We start from the raw sequence: 20,513 nt of genomic DNA, 5'->3' as shown, positions 1-20,513 counted from the left end.
TACTTATTAGTTAATTCTCACAAGCTGTTCTTTCAAGTTATTTGGAATTTCATGAATGCCATAAACTTTTAGGTCAGATTCTTTATCATCCGTAAGAGTTATTTTTGATAAATCCTCATTCACACTATTGGTTTTAAGCTTATACATAGCACCTGTTATCGGATCAATAATTAATATTCCAAGCAAACCTCCAAATAAAATATTTCCCCAATACCAACCAATTATTTTGCAATCAACCTTGACCTCTCGTACCATATTTCCGTTCATGTAAAACTTAATCCTATAAACCTCTTTCTTAAAAAAACCAGCTCCGGATTTTAACTTTAAAATTGATTTTTGGATATAAGCTTACCTAAAAAAATCTCCCGCAACCTCAACGACAACGGTCTCACCCCGAATCGTTTTAACCCTGACGTCTCTCGACTTTTTTCCATCAAGCGTAGATATTTCCAAATACTTCTCATTCACGGGAACACCATATAACTCACATGTCCCGGATCGCAATTCAGCTCCAAAAGGCAAATTGAAATCTCCAAAATATACCAATACCGTTTCACTATAATGATTGGTTACCTGGATAAACGCCGGTCCATGAGCATTGACAACCAATTCACATGATTGCCCTTCATCTTTGCTACAAGAACATAAGAAAAGGAAGGTGACAACTAAAACGTATAAATTTTTCATAATTTCAAATTTGGTTTTTAAAACATTATAAGACAGCCCATTTTTTTAATAGAGAAGAGGCTGTTTTATCTCCTAACTGGTAAGACAACTTCAGGTAAACAACAGCTTTATGAACATCTATTCTGACACCCAGGCCCTGGGCATGCATAATTCCTAATAAGTTTAGAGACTTTTGAATTGGTTTTAATGAAGTATCCGTGATTTCCCGATCAATTACTTTATTCAACAGTGCAAGTGAATACGCATAATTAACTTGACCAGATATCCCATTCAAATACATGACAGCCAACTGATACATACCTTGCGGATTTCCATAACTTGCCAACCTTTCAAGCCACCCCTTGGCTTCACTCAGGCGTCCCTCATCCTGGCATTGGTTCGCTATAAAAAGCATGCTTTTTTCTTCACCTTTCTCAGCAGCTTTTTGAATCCAGGAAATACCCATTTCATAATTCTTTTTATGTCCAATTCCTTTAAGATATGATACTCCAATATTATACATGGCATCCTTGCATCCTAGTTCGGTTGCTTTGAAATACAATTCGATAGCAGCTTTAACATTTTTTGAAATACCATTACCAAACATGTACATATTGGCTAGAATAAAAAGTGCATCTGCATTTGCTTGAACTAACTCAGGGTTTTTCATTAAGATTGAAAATGACTTTTGGTAATCGCTATTATAATAAGCCCGTATTGCTTCTTCTATCAAGTCTATACCATTGGTATTTTTGCATGTTTGAGAAATTGCCTGCCTGTTTATAACTCCACCTTCTGCACTGCCAAAAGTCCATGCCAAAATGGTACTCCAAAACGATTTAAAAGGAAGGTTAATAGTATTCATAATATCCATTTAATAGTATATAAACTGGGAATACAATTCGTCAACAGAATAGGTTAATTATTTTGAAATACGGTTAAAGGCTTATAGGTAAACCTCCTTGGCAAATAAATACATTTGGGCTCAAAGAGAGCACTCTCCTTATTCCCTAATCGGAATCATTCCTTTAATAAACAGACTCATTTTGTGGCTCCCATATTTAATATAGCAGGACATTGAGCCATTCGTACAAATTGTACGGCTACCAAATACGCTTTTCAAATTCTATGAAAAACTAATTTAGGTCAAAATTCATAGTGAAGATGCTAATCCATCCTCCCTAACTCTACCATAGCCGCCCAATAATACGGATGGGCTGTTGCGGTTCTATTGAGTAGCTTTAATTTAGCATCGCGAAGTGCTGCTGCCAGGCTAAGACTCTTTTTATTGGATCCAAATGCATTATCTACAAAATGAGAAGTCAACTCTGCTGTTGCCTTATCATTGACCTGCCATAGTGTCGAGCAAATATTTTTTGCCCCGGCAAAAGCAAATGCATAATTCATCCCAATCAGGCCTTCACCATTTTTCCACTGCCCCATTCCTGTTTCACAGGCACTCAGAATGACAAGGTCAGCTTTTAAGTTCAAACCAAAGATCTCCCTTACGTACAATTTTCGATCTGCAAATGCTATATAGGAATAATCTCCTGCATTCCGGTCAGCTTTACCGTGTGTGCTCAATAAGATGATGTTGTGATTTATTGCATTATTTATAAAATAATCAGTAGTTGCATTCATGTCCATCGCCGAATTTCCCTTTCCGATGATGGAAAGCACCTCAACGCTTTCTCTTTTCGAATAAGGCAGCTTATGAAATTCAGAACGCATAGCGTAATTTGACAGTTCGCCTGATTGAGCAAATGGCGCCATTGCTAGACAAGTATTTGATTCCAGCGTTGTTGTATGGCTTTCCTTATTATTCTTATAAAACAGCGCAGCAGAAAATGAATAAACTATGGTTTTTGTTCGCACCCAATATCCAGGATTCTTCAATTTTATTCCCTGCAAATCATCTTCGACGACCAGGGCTTCAAAGGGTATAAAACAAAGTGCTTTATCCGGAACAATGACTAATGTATTACAGAGAAACTCTTGAACTGGAGCCACCAGTTTTTTATAAAGCATTTGGGAAGCACTGTAAAACTTACTCCATCCCCCATTTATAGCAGCCAGGGTCGTGTCCATTGATTTTATGGTAATTCCTTCTAACATGTCCCGAACTTGATCTTCCAGATGAAAATTATTGGGAATAACTTTCATGTTGAAACTATTTTTGTTTACTACGAATATATAAATCAAACTATCACTCACAAAATACTCCAATATGGATTGGTCAGGATCCATTCTGCTTTGCATTTGATCGACTGCTATTTCTTCCGTTTTGTATTTTGAAGCATAGTATTCAGGATATTCATTTTCAATCTTTTTATAAAACAATTCGCGTTGGGTATTGAGTTCCAAATACTTTTTATCCAGACTGTCCAACCACAACCTTGATTCTTTATCTTGACTCTTCATCAACTCATGTCTGCCCACTTCAATGCTCAGGCTAGCCAATCTGAGTTGCTCTTCCACATCGGCTAATATTTTTGGAATTTTAAAATTATCATTGGCTTCATCCTTTTGGATCATATCTCTAAGAATTTGGGCCCTCCCTTTTTCTGCGACCACCAAAGCTTGCCTTTTACCACCTTCCGTATCCAAATAATCCAAGGCCCTTAACAATCCACCAAAAACGCTGAAGTATTTGTCTGCCAAAAGAAATTTAGAATAATCAGAATGAACCGTCCTTGATTGAAATTCAAAGGCCTTTAGCGCAGCCTCGTAAGCATTAATGGATTCCTCCAAATATTGATTTTGTTTATCGCGGATAAACCAGTATAAATAAAAATTGCCTTTGGCATAAAAAGCCTGAATGAGTAAATGGAGTCTGCTGACTTTGAAATAATCCACCTTTTCAATACTTTTAACATCTAATGCCTCAAATACACTTTCAATATAAGGCAAACCTTCTTCAAATGCACCCATCAAACTATACGTTTCAAAAATTGAAGCATATAAATGAGCTCTTAAAGGGTGCCGGAGAGGGGTCGTATGTTTAAAGATCGTATCTGCTATTTTAAAATGAATTATGGCTTCATTATACCTTTTTAATTTTTTATATAAACCTCCCAAACTCATATAGTAATCACCAAGTTCAAAATGCATTTTACCACCGGTGATTTCCACAACTTCATTCAAATAAGCGTTTAAAGTATCCAATGCCCATTGATAATGGCCTTGATCGGATATGAGATTACAAATATTCTGCTTGTTATGGATGTTGTCCAAATTTAAACCCTTTCTATAATTACTCAGATATTGATCAGCCTTCGAATAAGAGTCAAATGCTGATGAATAATTTTTCACATTTTTGTAAGCAACACCCAATTTCATATAAGCTGATCCTGCTATCAATGAATCAAGACCCGGAACATCCAGAAATAGATTCAGAGCCTGTTTTTGATATTCCAATGCTTTATGGTAATCTTCCATATCTGAAAACAAAGATCCTAGGCTTCCCATGATCTTCCCCAAATTTAATTTGTCATTTGTTTGCTGTGGATGAGCGCAAAATTCTATACCCGTAAACAATGCTGCTTTTGCACGTTTATAATCTCTTTTATGCTTATATAAATTTCCAATATTTAAATAGAATGGAGCTAATACAGTCTTGTTATTTGCATAAATTTTACTGTAAATGGATAAGGCATTGTTCGCATAAACCATAGCAGAATCATAAAACCCTTTTTTTTGATTCAACAAGGCCATTCCATTAAATATTTGGCCAAGTGTCAATAAGGATTTGCTCTTTCCTCTATAATACAACGAAAGCGCCGAATTCAATGTTTCCGTAGCCTTCAGCAATTCACCCTCCTCCAATAAATATTGAGAATATCCATACAACACTGTTTGCCTAATATTCCAAAATTTTGGATTATACTCCGGCAACAATATCAGTGATTGAAGAAAGTAATCTCTTGCACGCGAAGGCTCAGCCAGCAAATTGGCCACATTTGCCAAAGCAAAATAGCAACTACCCACCTTTATAGAATCAAATAAAGGAAGGTTTTTTAGTATCCATAAGGCACTATCATAATGGAGCCTTGCCTTTTCAAAATTGCGCAAGTCTAAATACACATTTCCCAACATATACCATGAACCAGCAGTTTCTGAATGTTGGTATCCGAAAATCTTATTTCTAATGAATTTAGCTGAATCATGAAAGCGAATGGCCCAATCATAATTCCTTAATCTGTAATTGCAATTACCCTTCTGATGGTAAATCTGAGCCAAAAAAAGGCTATCCTCTTTTTGCAAAGTAACTCCTACGGTTGTTCTGAGCGAATCCAGAAGTTGCAATGCTTTGCTATATTGACCCGTGGTTTCAAGTTTAAGAGTTTCGTCGAAAACATTTTGTCCACGCAGGGTATCTGCATGGGTACTCCATTCTAAACTACTGTAAACGATCAGGTCGTTTCCTGCATTTAAATCACATAGCGTAGAAAAGCCCAGCATAAACATGAAATTGATGCAAAAGCTTATCCTATTCATCATGGGTCCTATTTGATTTTTTTAAGTTTTAGTCCAGCTGCACGCTGCTTCAATTCGCTTTCAATACTTTCATCGTTCATAAATTCATCTATTAAAGCTTCAGCTTGGCTTTGAACAAGATTAGAGGCAGACAAATTTGAAAGCAATTTATACCATTTCGCCCTTCCATGCCACTCTCCGGCCATTTCATTTTGAACTATCAGATTATAACAACTATTTGCCTTTTCAAACTTCCTTTCTTTAAGGTAACTATACCCCAATTTCAAGTAATCGTTCATGTATTCATCAATGTTATCGACCTTGGTATAGTAGTCAATGGCAGCTTTATAATTTCCCTTTACAAAATTCATGAGACCCAATTTCCTGTAATCGCTTAGGTCAGTTTTTGAATTTTCACTTCTCAATCGATCTGTTGCAAAATCTTCATCCCGGTATGTATCATTCTGTACATATGCTAAAGCAACAAGTTCCATTTCGGAATGCTCTTCGTTAGCCATCATATTTCGGGAACCCTTAGTGTTCATTGGAGGATTATCCTTACTATGAAGTGAATCGATTCCACCAGGAGTTTCATCCGATCCAGGAATGATTTCCATTTCAGGCTTTAATTCCTTCCCGGTTTCATCTGGTTTATTTTCCAAATCTTTGAAGAACCACAATAGTATAGCGATCGTGGAAATACCCAATAAAATTAAAATCCATTTTTTTTTAAACCACTGCACATTTAAACGAGAAGGCCTCTCAGCATTTTTTGTTTTTTCATCTTCCATATCCGGATTCCCATCTATCCAAATACTTTTCCTGATTTCAGTGGCTGCTCTCCTCATTCCCATTCTCTTAATTCCCTCCTTCATGAATAGATGTCGTTCAAAAGCAGATTTAAATTCAGCATCTGACTCCAATTTGAGATTGAACTCTTTCCGGGTGTCGGGATTTAGTTTTCCTTCAATGTAATCATCGAAGGATGCCATTAATTGTTCTTTATCCATTGTTTATTTTCTCTATAAGATGCTCACAAAACTTATTTTCTCAATTTAACTTTAAGACATGGATCCAAATCTTCATTTTTAAGTCTGCTCAAGGTCTGCTTTACAACATTTCCAGCCTTTTTAAGTTCGTCTTCACTGACATTCGGTTTGGCATATGCCAACAATATGGCAATTTCTTCATAGGACTTTTCATCATAATCTCTCATCAATAAGATTTGCTTTTTCTTTTCCGAAAGCTTTTCAAAACAATCAGCAAAAGCCAGATATTCATCCCTTTCAAATTTTCGAAATGTCAGAATCTCCCTCAAGTCTTGCTTTGAAAGAGGATCTGGATCGTCCCCGCCTGTATTTTTATCACTAAAATTTATAGGATCTACAGGCCGGTCTCTTTTCTTTCTTTTCAATTCGCTCAACCACATATTTCTGGCTACTCCAAAAATGTAATGATCCAACGTGGATTCCGGATTATAATCAAAATGACCAGAGTCACAATTAGCCCAAAACTCGGTAACTGCATCATCGAGGATCATCAAACCTTCTTCTTTTGAACCACTATTATTCATAACATAATTAACAATGCTCTTGAGGTCATCTTTTCTGGTCTGATAGAGCAGTTTAATTGCTTTGTTGCCTTCCTTTTGCTTTATCAATTTGACAATCTCTGAATCACTTTTCGGATCCTTAGCCATGGATGAGGTATATTTATGAACTCAAAAATAGCCAATTCACCTGAGTTTACCGCTTAAAGAATTTTAACCATCGAGTAAAGCAAACTTCTACTGAATTTTAATTCCCTCATGAAATCAATTTATTTTCTTTTGGGTAAACCTTGCATTAATTCGTATGCTGCCTCATCTATAGAAAGTCCGGAACTCGCGATGGCCATTAAACCAAAAGAAGTATCTGAACCGGAGCCTACATTTTTCCACAATAATCTTCTATTTAGTTTGTCAAACACAAAACCGGAAATAGTCAATCCTGCGCGCTTACCAATGCCACATGAAGTTGATTCCTGTTCCATCAACACGGTTAAAAATACGTACCTCTGAGATGCATTTCCCAAATAGGACTCTATTTTTTCGTCATAATTGATAAGTTGTTCATATGAAATTTTCTCTGCTAAGATTTTTTCACTTGTCGTAAATACAGCATTGTAATTTTTTTTGCTCAGATACCTCAGCATATTCTTACGCAGATAGTTTTCCTTTTTAAAAACGTCCTTTGAATTTTTTCTTATATCAGCCAAAGAAAGTATATAAATGGTATCATTTGTTATGGAAGTAAATTGTGGATCCAGATGTTCTGGTGCAATGTATTTGGGCGTGACACAGGATTGCAAAACAGTCAATGCCAAACAAAATTTTAAAATGGTTTTCATATCATTTCAATTGATTGATGACTTCATTGTATTTCGTAACTGCTTTTTTCTTGCTTTTGCCACCCGGCAACCCGATCAGTACTCCTTAGAGTGAAATCGCTGCACCTGCAATCGTTTTTCCACCAATGGAGGATTCACTTGAAGTTGAGGCCAGACCCGCAAGCATTACTGCTAAACCTACGCATTGCACCACTATTCCTGCGGTTTGCAAATTCTTTCCTTTTTTGAATAATTGATTTACTTCTGCATTATTTGCTTTTTGCAGAGCCAATCCGAGAGGTTTTCCCGGTTTTAATCGGACGCCTTCCTGGTAAAATTTAGATTTTCTGATTTCAATAGATTTCAATGCAGGTGTTGGCATAGGTGCCTGACTGAAGCCCTGCATGCAGGTCAACAGGAAGAAGTAAAATAAAAAGCTGACTTTCATAATTGTAGTTTAAATTTTGAAGAATTTATTTTTTTAGAGATAAGTTGATTTGTTGTTTGATTTAGATCTTGCACGATTTCGTATAACTTTCCGCACATCTGTTATACACTCCTTGTTTATTGAAGAATGAATAACATTTTAAGCCACAGCAACAATCAACTTCTGTATGGCAGGGCTTGCAAAAGCCTTGAGAGCCGGGATCAAAGACGCGCTCTTTAAAACAACTGCTGAGCGAAATGGAAATCCAAACGAAAGCGCATATGAAAGATAATTTTATTGACTTTTTCATCGTGTTTGATTTTGTTGTTAAAGAATTATTTGCTCATTTCTTAATGAATAGGATTAATCGGATGATTGTCAACAAATCTTTTATCATTTTTTCAAAAATTAATTAAAAACGAGCTTCCCTTCGGATTGAAAAATGAGCAACAAATTCATTTTCAGATAATTAAAGAAAATTTAATCCAATTTCCCAAAGATTTGTTATATTAGAACACAACCAGCCTATATTTGCGCCCTTTAAAAAGTAAATAAATGAATGAGGTATATATAGTTTCCGCTGCACGCACCGCCATGGGCAGCTTTGGTGGTTCATTAGCAGGTATGTCTGCGATCCAATTGGGGATTCATGCTGCCCAAGGAGCAATCGCAAAATCAGGAATTGACAAAGAATTGATAGAGCAAGTTTGGATGGGTAATGTTTGCTCCGCAAATTTGGGCCAGGCTCCGGCAAGACAGGTTTGCCTGGGTTCTGAATTACCTGCTTCAACCATTTGTACAACCGTCAACAAAGTTTGCTCATCCGGCATGAAAGCTGTGGCATTGGGTGCACAGTCGATTCAATTGGGCGATGCAGATATCGTATTAGCTGGTGGAATGGAAAGTATGTCGAATATTCCGTTTTACGCGGAGTCCATGAGATGGGGCGCGAAATATGGACACTCCCAACTGATTGATGGCTTACAAAAGGATGGCCTTTCAGATGCTTACAACCATTCGGCCATGGGAGCATGTGGAGATCTTGCGGCGACTAAATATGGATTGACCAGAGAAATGCAAGATGCATATGCCATTCGCTCCTATCAGCGCTCACAAAAAGCCAGCGAAGCTGGTGATTTTAAAAATGAAATCATACCCATCCTGCTCCCGCAAAAAAAAGGCGACCCAATTTCATTTCAGGAAGATGAAGAAATCAGAAAAGTGGACTTTGCAAAAATACCAGGCTTGAAGGCTAGTTTTTCCAAAGATGGAACCGTTACTGCTGCCAATGCTTCTACCATCAATGATGGCGCATCTGCTTTGATACTTGTAAGTGAATCTAAATTAAAAGAACTCGGACTTAAACCACTTGCACGTATCGTTGCAAGTGCTGAGGCAGAACAAGCCCCTATATGGTTCACCACTTCACCCACCCTAGCCTCAAAAAAGTTTTGGATAAAGCCGGTTTACAATGGAATGATATTTCTTTTGTTGAAGTCAATGAAGCTTTTGCTGTAGTTCCTTTGGCTTTTCAACAAATTCTCCAAGTCAATCCGGATATCATCAACATCAAAGGCGGCGCTGTTGCTATGGGGCATCCGCTGGGTTCTTCGGGGTCTAGAATATTGACCACTCTTGTGTATATACTCAAGCAGCAAAATTCCAGATATGGTCTGGCCGCTATTTGTAATGGCGGCGGCGGAGCATCAGCAATGATTATCGAAAATATGCAGTAATTATTTTCCTTTGCCCTGAATCAATACCGCAACGGTATAAAACAAGATTTTAAAATCAAGACCCAAGGAACGGTTTTCGATGTAAAGAATATCATACTCCAATCGTTTCATCATTTCTTCTAATGAAGACGCATAGCCGAATTTAACCTGACCCCATGAGGTAATTCCCGGTCTCACTTTTAATAAATGTTTATAATGTGGCGCGTTCTGCATGATCTGATCGATAAAATATTTTCTTTCAGGACGTGGCCCTACAAGTGACATATCACCTTTAATCACATTTATGAATTGTGGAATTTCATCTAATCTCCATTTTCTAAGTATAGCGCCCCAGGGCGTAATGCGTGGATCGCCTTCATAGGACAACAAAGGTCCGTTTTCTTCTGCTTCTACATTCATAGATCTGAATTTATAGATTTGAAATGGCTTTCCATTTAAGCCAATACGCTCCTGACTATAAATAGCGGGCCCTCTTGCAGAAATTTTAGAGCGAAGATAAATATAAGCAATGAGTGGCATCAAAATGAGCAATGCCAGAAAACTGACCATCAAATCCAAAACTCTTTTGAAAAATATTTGCCATCTGGGCATAATCTCTTGTCGCACTTCAATTAGAATAGCCCCATACAAATGGTTTAATCGAACAGTACCCAATAAAATATCATAAGTGTCAGGAATGGTTCGAATAATTAAGCGATCACCAAATTCAAACAATACATCCAAAATGGATTTTAGTTTTTCATGTTCTGTAGATTCTATGGCAATAATCACTTCTTCAATATTTAAATTGCGAATCACAGTTTCAATATTTTTGAGTCCGCCAACTTCCGGAAGATATTGCACGAGTTCATTTGAACTTGAACCATTGGAGTGAATAAAACCTAAAAATTTATGGCCAAGAGAATAATGCAAAGAACTAATTTCTTTAAAAAGTTTTACTGCACTTTGATCCCCACCAATGATAATAGTATTAAATCCAACCTGACCTTTTTTGAGTCTATTACTGATATACGTGAGATAAACCAAGCGAAAAATTATAGAGAGTCCGAAATGCAGAGAAAAATAGACTGCAATCGCAGAAAAATACCTTCCGTCAAACTGAATATTTTTATTCGCTAGTAAAATAAAAAAAAGAACAAGGCTTCCGAATATAGAGGACATCAGGGTTTGCGAAAATACAGACCAGCGCGATAATCTATACACATCGCGGTATTGTTCGGTGAGTATATAAAACAAAGACCAACTAAAAGGGACTAGAAAGAATCCGATAAAGAAAAACAGGTCAATTTGATTCGGCTCTTTCGCACGGATATATTCGTTTGCACTTAGATATTCGAAAAAGAGGTACCAGGCGATCAGAGAAAGCAGGAAATCACCGGCCTGATATATAAAATTTTCTTTCCGTTTGAACATGGATTAACGATGTACCACTTTGATGTTATCCAATAAAATTCGCTGTATTGCAATAGCAGTATCCTCCTGAAAATTTGCTGAAATTGCCAGACGATATCCGTTTGCGTTGGAATCATTTATAATATCTCTGAAATCAAAATATGCTTTGGTCCATTCTTTTTTAGGTAAAAGACTTGCATTGATTAAATAATCTTCTCCCAATGCACCTTTATTCCCCAGAAATCCAATTGAAAATGGAATATCTGCTTTGAAATGTAATTCGAGAATGATGGGGTCCGGACTTTGCGGGATGACTTTTTCGATATCGTAAACCGCAAGCAAGGATTTGCGGTCCTTGGTTAATTCTATGACACCAGATCTCAATCCTTCGAAAGCATCTTCAACCGTGCTCAATAATATTTTTGTTTCCGAATTGCCATCGCGGTCAATATTTAAAAAATGGACACCCTCAAATTCTTCTAAAAAAGTAAAATCCAAATTTGCCTGGTAAGCAGTTGAAGGAGCTAGCTGCGTAGTTTCAAGCGGATCAAACAAGGCTGTTGTTTGATAAGGTTCTAACAATTCATAACGCGAAGGACTCGTAATCCGCCCATTTTTGCGAAAACCGGCTTGAATCAATACCTCTAACAAACCACTTGATAATACAGGGATTGTGGCCGGTAATTCATAAGCACCAACATATTGATTGTTTACATAAATCCAGGCGTCCGTAATATTTTGCCTTGAAGTCCCTTCGCCTGGTTTAGCCTGAAAGCTAAAGTCCTGGACCGTTAAATAAGCCGGGGCTGGTTCTTGCTCTGTATCACATGCATATAAAACCAAAAAAGATATAAAGTAAGTAAAGCGTTTTTGGAAAAAGCTCATTGGTTTTGGTCGATTTGCTTCGTTATTGCCTGAACCAAGGTCATTACCTGAATTCCTTCATGCAAATTGACCTCTGGAACTTCATCATTAACGATGCTTTTATGAAAAGATTTTAATTCTTCCACAATGGCGTTCATATTTTTTATTTCCGGATTGACCAGACTAATATATTTTTTACCTCGGTGTGTGTCAATTTCAATGGTATCATCAAGAGGTCCATCCAAAAGTCTGATGACCTGGGCTTCTTTTTCGAGCATATCCAGACTAATGTAGGCATCTTCCTGGAAAATTCGAAGTTTGCGCATTTGTTTAAGCGAAATCCTGCTGGCCGTAACATTACAAACCAAACCGCTTTCAAATTCAATGCGAGCGTTACAAATGTCGGGCAATGGACTTACCAATGAGACTCCGTTGGCCCGTATTTCTTTAAATGGACTATTGGCCATTAAACAGATCAAATCCAAATCATGGATCATGATGTCATGAACGACAGAAACATCCCTTCCACGAGGATTAAAACTGGATAATCGATGCGCTTCAATAAATCTCGGATTTTTTATAAAAGGTCTTACTGCAGCAAAGCTTGGATTGAAGCGCTCTACATGCCCAATCTGAACATTTACGCGATACTCTTTGCTGAGTTTTTCCAGGCTTACTGCTTCTTCCAGGGTACTACTCACCGGTTTTTCGATAAAGCAATGTTTCCCGGCCTGAATGCATCTAGTGGCCAATGAAGCGTGTGCAGAAGTTGAACTCACAATATCTAATGCATCGCATTTTTCGATGAATGCATCCAAATCATCGAAAGCTGGTATCCCAAAAAGTTTGGAGACCTCTGCTCTGGTTTCCGGCACAATGTCATAAAAACCAACAAGCTCCCATTGTGGCAATTCCAGCAAGCATTTTAAGTGAATTTTACCGAGATGTCCGGCACCCAATAGACCAATTTTCAATTTTTGAATGGACATGGGTTTATTGAATATTTCTCATGAAAAATAAAAGGAGGAATACGAGGATGATCACACACACAAAGAGCAAACCAGTCGTAAGCATGTGTTTGCGAAAACGATTCAGCAAATCGATATCATCTGGATATTGCGCAAGAATCTTTTCCCATCTTAATTTGCTGAAAATATCTTTAAAATGAAATTGGATGCGGCGATCTACCAGTTGCTTATAAAATTTAAACGTTTTCACACGGATGTAAATGTTAAATCCTACAAACAAAGCGAATATACAGAAGATATATATAAATGCCTGGATCATGTATTGACTTTTGAAATTTGTTCCTGAATCAATTGTTTAGAAAATTCAACCGCAGCATTGAGCCCATTTGCATTTTTACCGCCAGCGGTTGCAAAAAATGCCTGACCACCCCCACCACCATCTATATGCTTAGCAATTTCGCGAACCCAACTGGAAGCATTATAAGCGTATGCTTTCGTCAATTCCTCAGAAATGAGACACATCAATTGTGGCTTTTCGTTTTCGATAAAACCAAAAAGAATGATAGCAGGCTCCATTTCTTTTGCAATTTGATAAATGAGACTTTTGGCAATTTTGCCGTCATCGACAGGAATCACTTCACATAGCAGACGGATTCCGGCAATGCGATCACTTTTGCTGAGCATGGTCTGCTTCAAAGCCATGGCCTGAGCTTCTTTGAGTTCCTGGACCTGCTTTTGAAGTGTTTTATTTTCTTCAAGCAAATGATGAATCGAATCAACGGCATTATTCGGATTCTTTAATAAATTTTTGATTTCAAACATTTGTTGAAATTGTGCTCTGATCAATTTTTCCGCCTCAATAGCCGTGACGGCTTCTATTCGTCGGATACCTGCAGCGATGGCTGTTTCCGAAATAATTTTAAAGAAACCGATCTGCCCTGTAGTATCTACGTGACATCCTCCACATAACTCAATCGAATAAGCCGGGTCAAATGTGATCATTCTTACTTTATCTCCATATTTTTCACCAAAAAGCATCATAGCACCTGCTTGTTTTGCTTCATCAATGGGAGCTGACCTCCGTTCTATTCGTGCAATGTTTTCGCGGATTTTTTCATTGACCAACTGTTCTACCTTAGCGATAGATTCCTCATCCATTTTTTGGAAATGCGAAAAATCAAAACGCAGATAAGAATCCTGAACTAATGAACCTCTTTGCTGTACATGGCTTCCCAAAACTTTACGCAGCGCAGCGTGTAGTAAATGCGTTGCGCTATGGTTGTTTTCGATCAAACTTCTCCGGTAAGAATTTATTTTTAAGCTAACGGGTTTATCCAAATGCTCAGGTAAACTTGAAGCCATATGAAGGATGAGCTCGTTTTCTTTGAGGGTTTCTGTTATTTCAATGGGACTCCCATCAAATACTGCAATGCCTTTATCGCCTACCTGTCCGCCACCTTCCGGATAAAAGGGAGTCGTTTCAAATACCAACTGAAAAACGTTTTGTCCTTTTAGCGCAAGTTTTCTCCATCTCAACAATTTGGTAGATTCAACTTCATCTGTATCGTATCCAACAAAATGACTGGTTCCATCATGAATAATGTTCCAATCAGAATATTCTTTTTTGGCATCTGATCTCGAACGTTCCTTTTGTTGCAACATGGCATCATGAAAACCTTGCTCATCCACTTTCCAATTGTTTTCTTTTGCAATTAATTGGGTGAGGTCAAAAGGGAAACCATAAGTGTCATAGAGTTCAAATGCCAATTTGCCCGATAGGGTTTGCATATTTTGATCGAGGGCCTCGATTTTGCGCAAGCCCTCTTCTAAGGTGCGCAGAAAAGAAGCCTCTTCTTCCAGCAATACGTTACTGATCAATTTGCTTTGCGCCGCCAACTCCGTGTAAACATTTCCCATTTGTTCCAATAAGATCGGTACCAGTCTGAACAGAAATGGATCCTTAATTCCGAGAAAAGAGTAATAATATCTCACAGCTCTTCTTAAGATCCGGCGAATAACATAACCCGGACCTGTATTAGAAGGTAGAGATCCATCTGCAATGGCAAAGCAGACTGCTCTAATATGATCTGCAATTACGCGCATGGCAAGATCTGATTTTTCAGAAAAATCATAACTAGCTTTATAAGTGATCCCTGTAAATTCGGAAATGAAACGAATGAACGGACTAAAAATATCTGTATCGTAGCTGGCAGTTTTGCCTTGTAGGACCATCGCCAATCTTTCAAAACCCATTCCCGTATCAATATGTTTATCGGGAAGTTCTTCCAGACTACCATTTGCTTTTCTATTATACTGGATAAAAACGAGGTTCCAGATTTCGATGACATCGGGTGTTCCAACATTAACGAGATCAGCTCCTGGCTTTGACTTTCGCAATTCATCGCTTCTGATATCATAATGAATCTCTGAACAGGGACCGCATGGGCCGGTATCACCCATTTCCCAAAAATTATCTTTTTTGCCAAAACTCAGGATGCGCTCTTCGTCGACCCATTTTTTCCAGTATCCTATAGCCTCTTCATCTCTTGCCAATCCTTCCTGGGTATCTCCCCCAAATACAGAAACGTAGATTCTGTCTTTTTGCAAACCGTAGACCTCAGTAAGGAGTTTCCATGCCATCTCGATGGCCTCTTCTTTGAAATAATCTCCAAATGACCAGTTGCCCAACATTTCAAACATGGTGTGGTGATAGCCATCTGTGCCTACTTCTTCCAGATCGTTGTGTTTTCCACTCACTCGAAGACATTTCTGGCTATCGGCAATTCTTTTGTTTTGTGCGGGCTGATTCCCGAGAAAATAGTCTTTGAATTGATTCATCCCTGCGTTTGTGAACATCAAAGTGGGGTCATTTTTGACGACAATTGGCGCAGAAGGCACAATTTTATGTTGATGTTTTTCAAAAAACTCTAAAAACGTTTGGCGAATGCTGCGGGAATCCATATTATATTATAAGTATTTATTATATTTAAATAGCTAATTTATTGATAATTATATATTTAACAAGAATTTATAAACTTTTTGAGCGATTAAACCAAGGTTAATTATCAAAAAATCATTAATTTTGATCATTCAAACAAAGCGAGCGTAATCGGATCGCAAATTTAGTATTTTTAACGCAGGCAGGTTTTAATGAGATCTGAAAAATACGTTTATAATCCACAAACACTTCAGTTTGAGAAAGTTAAACTCAGCGGGACTTTTTACGTCTTACGTGTTTTAGCCTTCTTATCTGCTGTTATTGTTACTACCTTCCTCATCTATTTTTTTACATCCGAATTTTTTCCATCGCCACGCGAAAAAGCCCTTAAACGCGAACTAAGCCAAGTAGAATACCACATGCTTTCAATGAAAGACCAGATTGTCGTCATGGATAAAGTATTGGATAATCTGCAAAAACGCGATGCACAGGTTCACCGGGTCTTGTTTGGAATGGATCCCATCGACAAAGACCTTTGGGAAGGTGGAATTGGCGGCCATGACCCCAATGCCATGGATGGAAGTTTGAATGTTACCGGCAATACTTTTAAAAATCTAAAAGGCCAGGTTGGCAAATTAGAACGTCAGTTATACATCCAATCTAATTCGCTGGATGCCATCGAAAAGAGAATGAAAGAACGCGAGGATTTCTTTCAAAGTATTCCATCGATAAAGCCTGTAAGAGTCGACAAATTAAACAGAGGTGTTAGCCAAATGTCAGGATACGGAATCCGTCTCCACCCGATCCATAAAGTATCCAAAATGCACGAAGGCATAGATTTCGCTGCACCTGCAGGTACTGAAATTCAAGCTACCGGAAATGGCCGGGTGCTTAAAATAGAATCCAAAAAAAGCGGTTACGGAAGAAGCATTCTCATTGACCACGGACATGGTTTTTCTACACTGTATGCACACATGAAAGAAATTAAAGTTCGCATAGGTGAAAAGGTCAAAAAAGGCCAATTAATTGGTACCATTGGCAGTACAGGCACATCCACTGCTCCGCACCTGCATTATGAAGTCCGTCAAAATGGCAAAGCCGTTAATCCAATTCATTACTGTATGGATGGTCTTACTCCTGAAGAATATCAGGATATGGTGGACATGGCATCAACTTTGAATCAGTCGTTTGATTAGGGGTAAAGTCTTAAGGCTTAAGTCTTAAGGCTAAAGGCTAAAGGTAAAAGTTTAAAGGCTAGTTTAGGGGCTAAAAGCAGGAAGCACAAAGCTTTATTTGGTTTAAACTCGTTTCTACATCAAAGTGGGTATAAGAATGAATTTTCAACAATACATTTATACTAACGAACGATTGTTAGTCAGAATGGGCTGCCAACAAAACCCTAAGCACTGGAGACTGCAAACTTCCAAATTTTATGCATCAGAATTTTAAGATTCAAAAAAAGATAAACGGATCTAATTATGAGCTTCATAACCCATCCTTAGTTACTTTGACCTTTAGACTTTAAGCTTATCTCTACTGTCAGCTGTTCATTAAAAACTGCTAACTCCTTTAATCCACAATCAATACCTTCGTCTGATAGTTACTTTGTTGTCCGGTGGCCTGAATGATATATAATCCGGCTTTCCAAAGGGAAGTATTCACAAACATCAGTTTCGAATCAACGAGTCCGCTGAAAGCGACGTTTCCTTTTATATCAGAAATCCTTAGCGATAATGGATCTGTTGTCGCGATGTCTCTCAAATCAATAATGAGTTCTCCTTGTACAGGATTTGGATACACTCGTATTTCATTTGTAGTAAGGGGATCATCGTTTGATACGGTATAACTCAGATCAGCAGAACCCGATTGTAATATAGTTCTGTCGCTTTCCTGTAACCATGCAAGCACTTCAAGATTTGAAAAATCCTCAATACTATGTTCCGTATCGAGATTAATAATGTTTGCTGTCCGACCGTCTATTGGTAATCTATACGCGCCAGGGACTGTCCAGTTAAAATTAAATAGGATACTTGTATCTTCACTTAGAGGATTTATCATAATGCCCAAGGTATCGGGCAAGAATTTTTTCAAGACATGATTAAAACTCGTTTCGCCATTGCTTTTAACATTTTTTGAAGTTTGCTTTTCACTAATGACTACGTATAATTTAGTATTGTTAAGTAAAGGTGCTTCACTTTTAATTTCAACTTGAACATCTATTTGCTGAGCTTTCACTGAACCTTTGGGCAATATTTGGTAAAAGGCTGGAATTTCCTGACTAGATTTGAAACTTTGGTCGGTATAACTCAGTGGGCTGATGCCAATATTTCCGTCTACCAGTAAACTAGGTATAGATTGATTTCCAAGGCTGTAATATCTTCCTCTGGCTGCTGCTTCAGAAGTATGATAAGGGTCACCACCCTGTGGACTTCCCATAGGATATCTCAATTCCGTGTATACACCTGGAAAGGATTTTAATACATTGCTCATGGTATCATATCCCGTTTTTGTTTGTGTGGACGTTGGCGATGCAAAAAACTCATGCATAACAACTCTGTCAAAAATCGTATCATTGACTATGATGCTGGAAGAAAGTGTATCATCAGCGGCTTGAATTGCAGGATTATCGTTAATATTTCCAATCCAGGACCTGATCGTATGCTGCGCAAATTTTGTATTCCCATTTTGCCAAGGCGTAGTATGTGTTATTGAAAATTCCTCTAATGGTGCTATATCCAATCCGTTGATAGTCGCATTAAGAACGGGACCATTGTCAACCTGATAATGATAATCCAATTTATGGATGGAGTTGTTGCCTATATTTTTAAAAAAGCCTACAACCTCCAAAGGAAATTCACGATATAAGTAATAATCTTTGAAACCATGTTTTATCGATTCAATATCCAGATCTGGTCGTTGTCCTGGAATAAAAGCATAGTATGCATTATCTGCAGAGGTAGAAAGGTTTTGATTTTCGCTAGCATAAGCAGGTGAACCGGCAATCATAATTGCATTTGTGGAATCGATCTGAAGCCCTAAAGTGAGGTCAGTTTTATCGGTACAGTCAACATTGTTTTGTCTACAAATTGTTCGTTGGTCAACCAAATATATTTTATTGCTTGTTTCTTCTAAAACTATAGAAGCGTAAATATGTCCTCCACTTTTGAGATTCTGCTCGCTAAACGAATTATACGATATCCATAATTGACGATGGGGTTCAGATCCAAAGGTTTTGATCACGATGAAATCTCCCTGCAAAGCACGAAGCCCCCAAATACAAATAGAGCTGTCGGGAACGCGGGATGTTGGTAAAGCAATATTATTGGAATCTACGCGCATGCTGGTTTTTGAATTAAAGGTCACTACCCCGCTCGTAGATGCTTTGTAATTTCTAACCAAGGCACCATTAAAATAAAATTTAAATGGAACCTGAAATGTAGCTGACCAATTTCCCGAAGCTTGTGGACCTTGTAAAATGGTTTGCCATCCGGCGCTCAGTCCACCATTTTGAGGCAATTCATTGTCGCGGTTTAAATTTCCGGGATTCAGGCCGTTCTTCACAACTGGCAAAACATAGTATTGGCTTTGCCCAAGGGCACAAAACAGGAATAAAATTCCAAATAGAAAAGTGTTCTTCATATATTAAATTTAAATGCAATACATTAATAGCCGACAAAGATATGCGAATGATAGTCTGTAAGGATGGAATTGTGATCCGCAAATTAAGTTTTAACATTTGCGCCTTGGCTTGATAACATTTTTAAAAAGCAATGAAAAGTACATTCAGAGACCTCTAATTCATTCATGATCATAACCTATTGAAAATGTAACCTTCAGGAATTTTAATCCTTACTTTTGGCTTTGAGCTTTTTGCTTTTTGCTAAAAATGTAGCCCGGACAAGAATCGAACTTGTATCTAAAGTTTAGGAAACTTCTATTCTATCCATTGAACTACCGGGCCTGATCATTGAACGTCTATTTTGGCCGGATCGACTATTTGCCAAAGTTGAGGGTACAAATTTAACTGGAATTTACAATTTTAAACTTTTGAATTCTGTTGACTAAAAGATCGCAAATCTAAAACTTCATTTACATTTACGAAATCTTCTCGATCATTAGAGGCAATGATGACCAATCTGTCTTTCGTAAAATTTGCCAATAAATTTTGATACCATTCAATTGCCTGTTCATCAAGATTGGTCAATGGTTCATCTAAAAATAAAACTTTACTATCTGTGAGTATTGCTAATGCAAGGCGCAATCTTTGTTTCATACCTGAAGAATAAGTCTTGATCCATTTTTATTCGTGCCCTCGCACATAGCTGAGTTTGATAAAATTCTCAGTATTTACTTCCTTATAAAAGGATCGAAAATTCTGGTGATGATTCAATAATTCGGCTATGGTCAGGTAATCATAGACTTCTGCATATGGTGCACCGTAACTGATATACTTATACCATTCATCTTCAGGCAAATTCGAACCGTTAATATTATAAATGACTTTACCTTTCGATGGAGGTATGAGTCCGGCCAATATTTGCAATAATGTAGATTTTCCGGAGCCATTCGGACCTGCTATGCCGTAAATTATAGGAACTGAAAATTCGAATTGAATGTTTTTAAAAATCCAGTTTGACTGAAATCGTTTCCAAAGATTCTCTACATGAATTTGCATGTGA

General features: G+C 37.7%; 17 protein-coding genes, 1 tRNA gene and 1 pseudogene. 2 read left to right on the top strand and 17 right to left on the bottom strand.

All coding sequences use genetic code 11. From position 1 onward, the window contains the following. Window positions 1-6 precede the first annotated feature (6 nt). The 8 genes from IPM92_05015 to IPM92_04980 form a co-directional block, all read right to left on the bottom strand. Window positions 7-267 carry a hypothetical protein gene (locus IPM92_05015; GenBank protein ID MBK9107742.1) on the bottom strand — a complete coding sequence of 87 codons (261 nt, stop codon included), beginning with the start codon at window positions 265-267 and terminating at the stop codon, window positions 7-9. An 81-nt stretch (window positions 268-348) separates the two neighbouring features. Further along, complete coding sequence (locus IPM92_05010; GenBank protein ID MBK9107741.1) at window positions 349-687, bottom strand: hypothetical protein; 339 nt, start codon at window positions 685-687, stop codon at window positions 349-351. Between the two features lie 25 nt (window positions 688-712). Then, a complete protein-coding gene (locus tag IPM92_05005) occupies window positions 713-1,531 on the bottom strand; it encodes a sel1 repeat family protein (GenBank protein ID MBK9107740.1) in 819 nt (272 codons plus the stop codon). A 302-nt stretch (window positions 1,532-1,833) separates the two neighbouring features. After that, window positions 1,834-5,166 carry a CHAT domain-containing protein gene (locus tag IPM92_05000; protein MBK9107739.1) on the bottom strand — a complete coding sequence of 1,111 codons (3,333 nt, stop codon included), beginning with the start codon at window positions 5,164-5,166 and terminating at the stop codon, window positions 1,834-1,836. A 5-nt stretch (window positions 5,167-5,171) separates the two neighbouring features. Then, entirely contained in the window at window positions 5,172-6,152 is a 981-nt protein-coding gene (locus IPM92_04995; GenBank protein MBK9107738.1) for a hypothetical protein, read from the bottom strand. Window positions 6,153-6,184: 32 nt separating this feature from the next. After that, a complete protein-coding gene (locus IPM92_04990) occupies window positions 6,185-6,841 on the bottom strand; it encodes a sigma-70 family RNA polymerase sigma factor (GenBank protein MBK9107737.1) in 657 nt (218 codons plus the stop codon). Window positions 6,842-6,960: 119 nt separating this feature from the next. Further along, window positions 6,961-7,530 carry a hypothetical protein gene (locus IPM92_04985; protein ID MBK9107736.1) on the bottom strand — a complete coding sequence of 190 codons (570 nt, stop codon included), beginning with the start codon at window positions 7,528-7,530 and terminating at the stop codon, window positions 6,961-6,963. 85 nt (window positions 7,531-7,615) lie between these two features. Next, on the bottom strand, window positions 7,616-7,957 hold the full coding sequence (locus tag IPM92_04980; protein ID MBK9107735.1) for a hypothetical protein: 342 nt from the start codon (window positions 7,955-7,957) through the stop codon (window positions 7,616-7,618). A 534-nt stretch (window positions 7,958-8,491) separates the two neighbouring features. On the opposite strand from IPM92_04980, the pseudogene IPM92_04975 reads away from it, so the two are divergent. Then, window positions 8,492-9,672 (top strand): annotated as a pseudogene (locus IPM92_04975) (acetyl-CoA C-acyltransferase). On the opposite strand, the gene IPM92_04970 reads toward IPM92_04975, so the two are convergent. From IPM92_04970 to alaS, 5 genes are read right to left on the bottom strand one after another with little or no spacing between them, the layout of a single operon-like run. Further along, the gene (locus tag IPM92_04970) at window positions 9,673-11,085 is read right to left on the bottom strand and encodes a sugar transferase (GenBank protein MBK9107734.1); all 1,413 of its coding nucleotides are present in this window, start codon (window positions 11,083-11,085) and stop codon (window positions 9,673-9,675) included. A gap of 3 nt (window positions 11,086-11,088) precedes the next feature. Then, window positions 11,089-11,949 (bottom strand): hypothetical protein, encoded by an 861-nt coding sequence (locus tag IPM92_04965; GenBank protein MBK9107733.1) that lies wholly within the window; start codon window positions 11,947-11,949, stop codon window positions 11,089-11,091. Then, entirely contained in the window at window positions 11,946-12,911 is a 966-nt protein-coding gene (locus IPM92_04960) for a Gfo/Idh/MocA family oxidoreductase (protein MBK9107732.1), read from the bottom strand. Before IPM92_04960 ends, IPM92_04965 begins: the two co-directional genes overlap by 4 nt. Before the next feature lie 10 nt (window positions 12,912-12,921). Next, a complete protein-coding gene (locus tag IPM92_04955) occupies window positions 12,922-13,215 on the bottom strand; it encodes a hypothetical protein (GenBank protein MBK9107731.1) in 294 nt (97 codons plus the stop codon). Next, window positions 13,212-15,857: an alanine--tRNA ligase gene (gene alaS, locus IPM92_04950; GenBank protein MBK9107730.1), complete on the bottom strand. Its 2,646-nt coding sequence runs from the start codon at window positions 15,855-15,857 to the stop codon at window positions 13,212-13,214. Before alaS ends, IPM92_04955 begins: the two co-directional genes overlap by 4 nt. Before the next feature lie 189 nt (window positions 15,858-16,046). Here alaS and IPM92_04945 point away from each other — a divergent pair, with 189 nt between their 5' ends. After that, on the top strand, window positions 16,047-17,030 hold the full coding sequence (locus IPM92_04945) for a M23 family metallopeptidase (GenBank protein MBK9107729.1): 984 nt from the start codon (window positions 16,047-16,049) through the stop codon (window positions 17,028-17,030). A gap of 373 nt (window positions 17,031-17,403) precedes the next feature. Here the strand turns inward: IPM92_04945 and IPM92_04940 are convergent, their stop codons facing one another. The 4 genes from IPM92_04940 to IPM92_04925 form a co-directional block, all read right to left on the bottom strand. Continuing rightward, the gene (locus IPM92_04940) at window positions 17,404-19,473 is read right to left on the bottom strand and encodes a T9SS type A sorting domain-containing protein (GenBank protein ID MBK9107728.1); all 2,070 of its coding nucleotides are present in this window, start codon (window positions 19,471-19,473) and stop codon (window positions 17,404-17,406) included. 250 nt (window positions 19,474-19,723) lie between these two features. Beyond that, window positions 19,724-19,795 (bottom strand) — tRNA-Arg (locus tag IPM92_04935). Between the two features lie 78 nt (window positions 19,796-19,873). Beyond that, window positions 19,874-20,107: a hypothetical protein gene (locus IPM92_04930; GenBank protein ID MBK9107727.1), complete on the bottom strand. Its 234-nt coding sequence runs from the start codon at window positions 20,105-20,107 to the stop codon at window positions 19,874-19,876. Window positions 20,108-20,134: 27 nt separating this feature from the next. Next, complete coding sequence (locus IPM92_04925) at window positions 20,135-20,509, bottom strand: ATP-binding cassette domain-containing protein (GenBank protein ID MBK9107726.1); 375 nt, start codon at window positions 20,507-20,509, stop codon at window positions 20,135-20,137. Window positions 20,510-20,513 lie beyond the last annotated feature (4 nt).

The organism is Saprospiraceae bacterium (assembly GCA_016719615.1).
Taxonomy (GTDB): domain Bacteria; phylum Bacteroidota; class Bacteroidia; order Chitinophagales; family Saprospiraceae; genus Vicinibacter.
The sequence above is the reverse complement of the archived record's forward strand: the minus strand, read 5'-3'. Positions and strand labels throughout refer to the sequence as shown.

Bases quoted from the DNA above. Each gene is read 5' to 3' on its own strand.
- IPM92_04930 (MBK9107727.1), bottom strand. From the start codon at position 20,107: ATGAAACAAAGATTGCGCCTTGCATTAGCAATACTCACAGATAGTAAA.
- IPM92_04995 (MBK9107738.1), bottom strand. From the start codon at position 6,152: ATGGATAAAGAACAATTAATGGCATCCTTCGATGATTACATTGAAGGA.
- IPM92_04955 (MBK9107731.1), bottom strand. From the start codon at position 13,215: ATGATCCAGGCATTTATATATATCTTCTGTATATTCGCTTTGTTTGTA.
- IPM92_05005 (MBK9107740.1), bottom strand. From the start codon at position 1,531: ATGAATACTATTAACCTTCCTTTTAAATCGTTTTGGAGTACCATTTTG.
- IPM92_04985 (MBK9107736.1), bottom strand. From the start codon at position 7,530: ATGAAAACCATTTTAAAATTTTGTTTGGCATTGACTGTTTTGCAATCC.
- IPM92_04970 (MBK9107734.1), bottom strand. From the start codon at position 11,085: ATGTTCAAACGGAAAGAAAATTTTATATATCAGGCCGGTGATTTCCTG.
- IPM92_04980 (MBK9107735.1), bottom strand. From the start codon at position 7,957: ATGAAAGTCAGCTTTTTATTTTACTTCTTCCTGTTGACCTGCATGCAG.
- IPM92_05015 (MBK9107742.1), bottom strand. From the start codon at position 267: ATGAACGGAAATATGGTACGAGAGGTCAAGGTTGATTGCAAAATAATT.
- IPM92_05000 (MBK9107739.1), bottom strand. From the start codon at position 5,166: ATGATGAATAGGATAAGCTTTTGCATCAATTTCATGTTTATGCTGGGC.
- IPM92_04965 (MBK9107733.1), bottom strand. From the start codon at position 11,949: ATGAGCTTTTTCCAAAAACGCTTTACTTACTTTATATCTTTTTTGGTT.
- IPM92_04925 (MBK9107726.1), bottom strand. From the start codon at position 20,509: ATGCAAATTCATGTAGAGAATCTTTGGAAACGATTTCAGTCAAACTGG.
- IPM92_04990 (MBK9107737.1), bottom strand. From the start codon at position 6,841: ATGGCTAAGGATCCGAAAAGTGATTCAGAGATTGTCAAATTGATAAAG.
- IPM92_04940 (MBK9107728.1), bottom strand. From the start codon at position 19,473: ATGAAGAACACTTTTCTATTTGGAATTTTATTCCTGTTTTGTGCCCTT.
- IPM92_05010 (MBK9107741.1), bottom strand. From the start codon at position 687: ATGAAAAATTTATACGTTTTAGTTGTCACCTTCCTTTTCTTATGTTCT.
- IPM92_04945 (MBK9107729.1), top strand. From the start codon at position 16,047: ATGAGATCTGAAAAATACGTTTATAATCCACAAACACTTCAGTTTGAG.
- alaS (MBK9107730.1), bottom strand. From the start codon at position 15,857: ATGGATTCCCGCAGCATTCGCCAAACGTTTTTAGAGTTTTTTGAAAAA.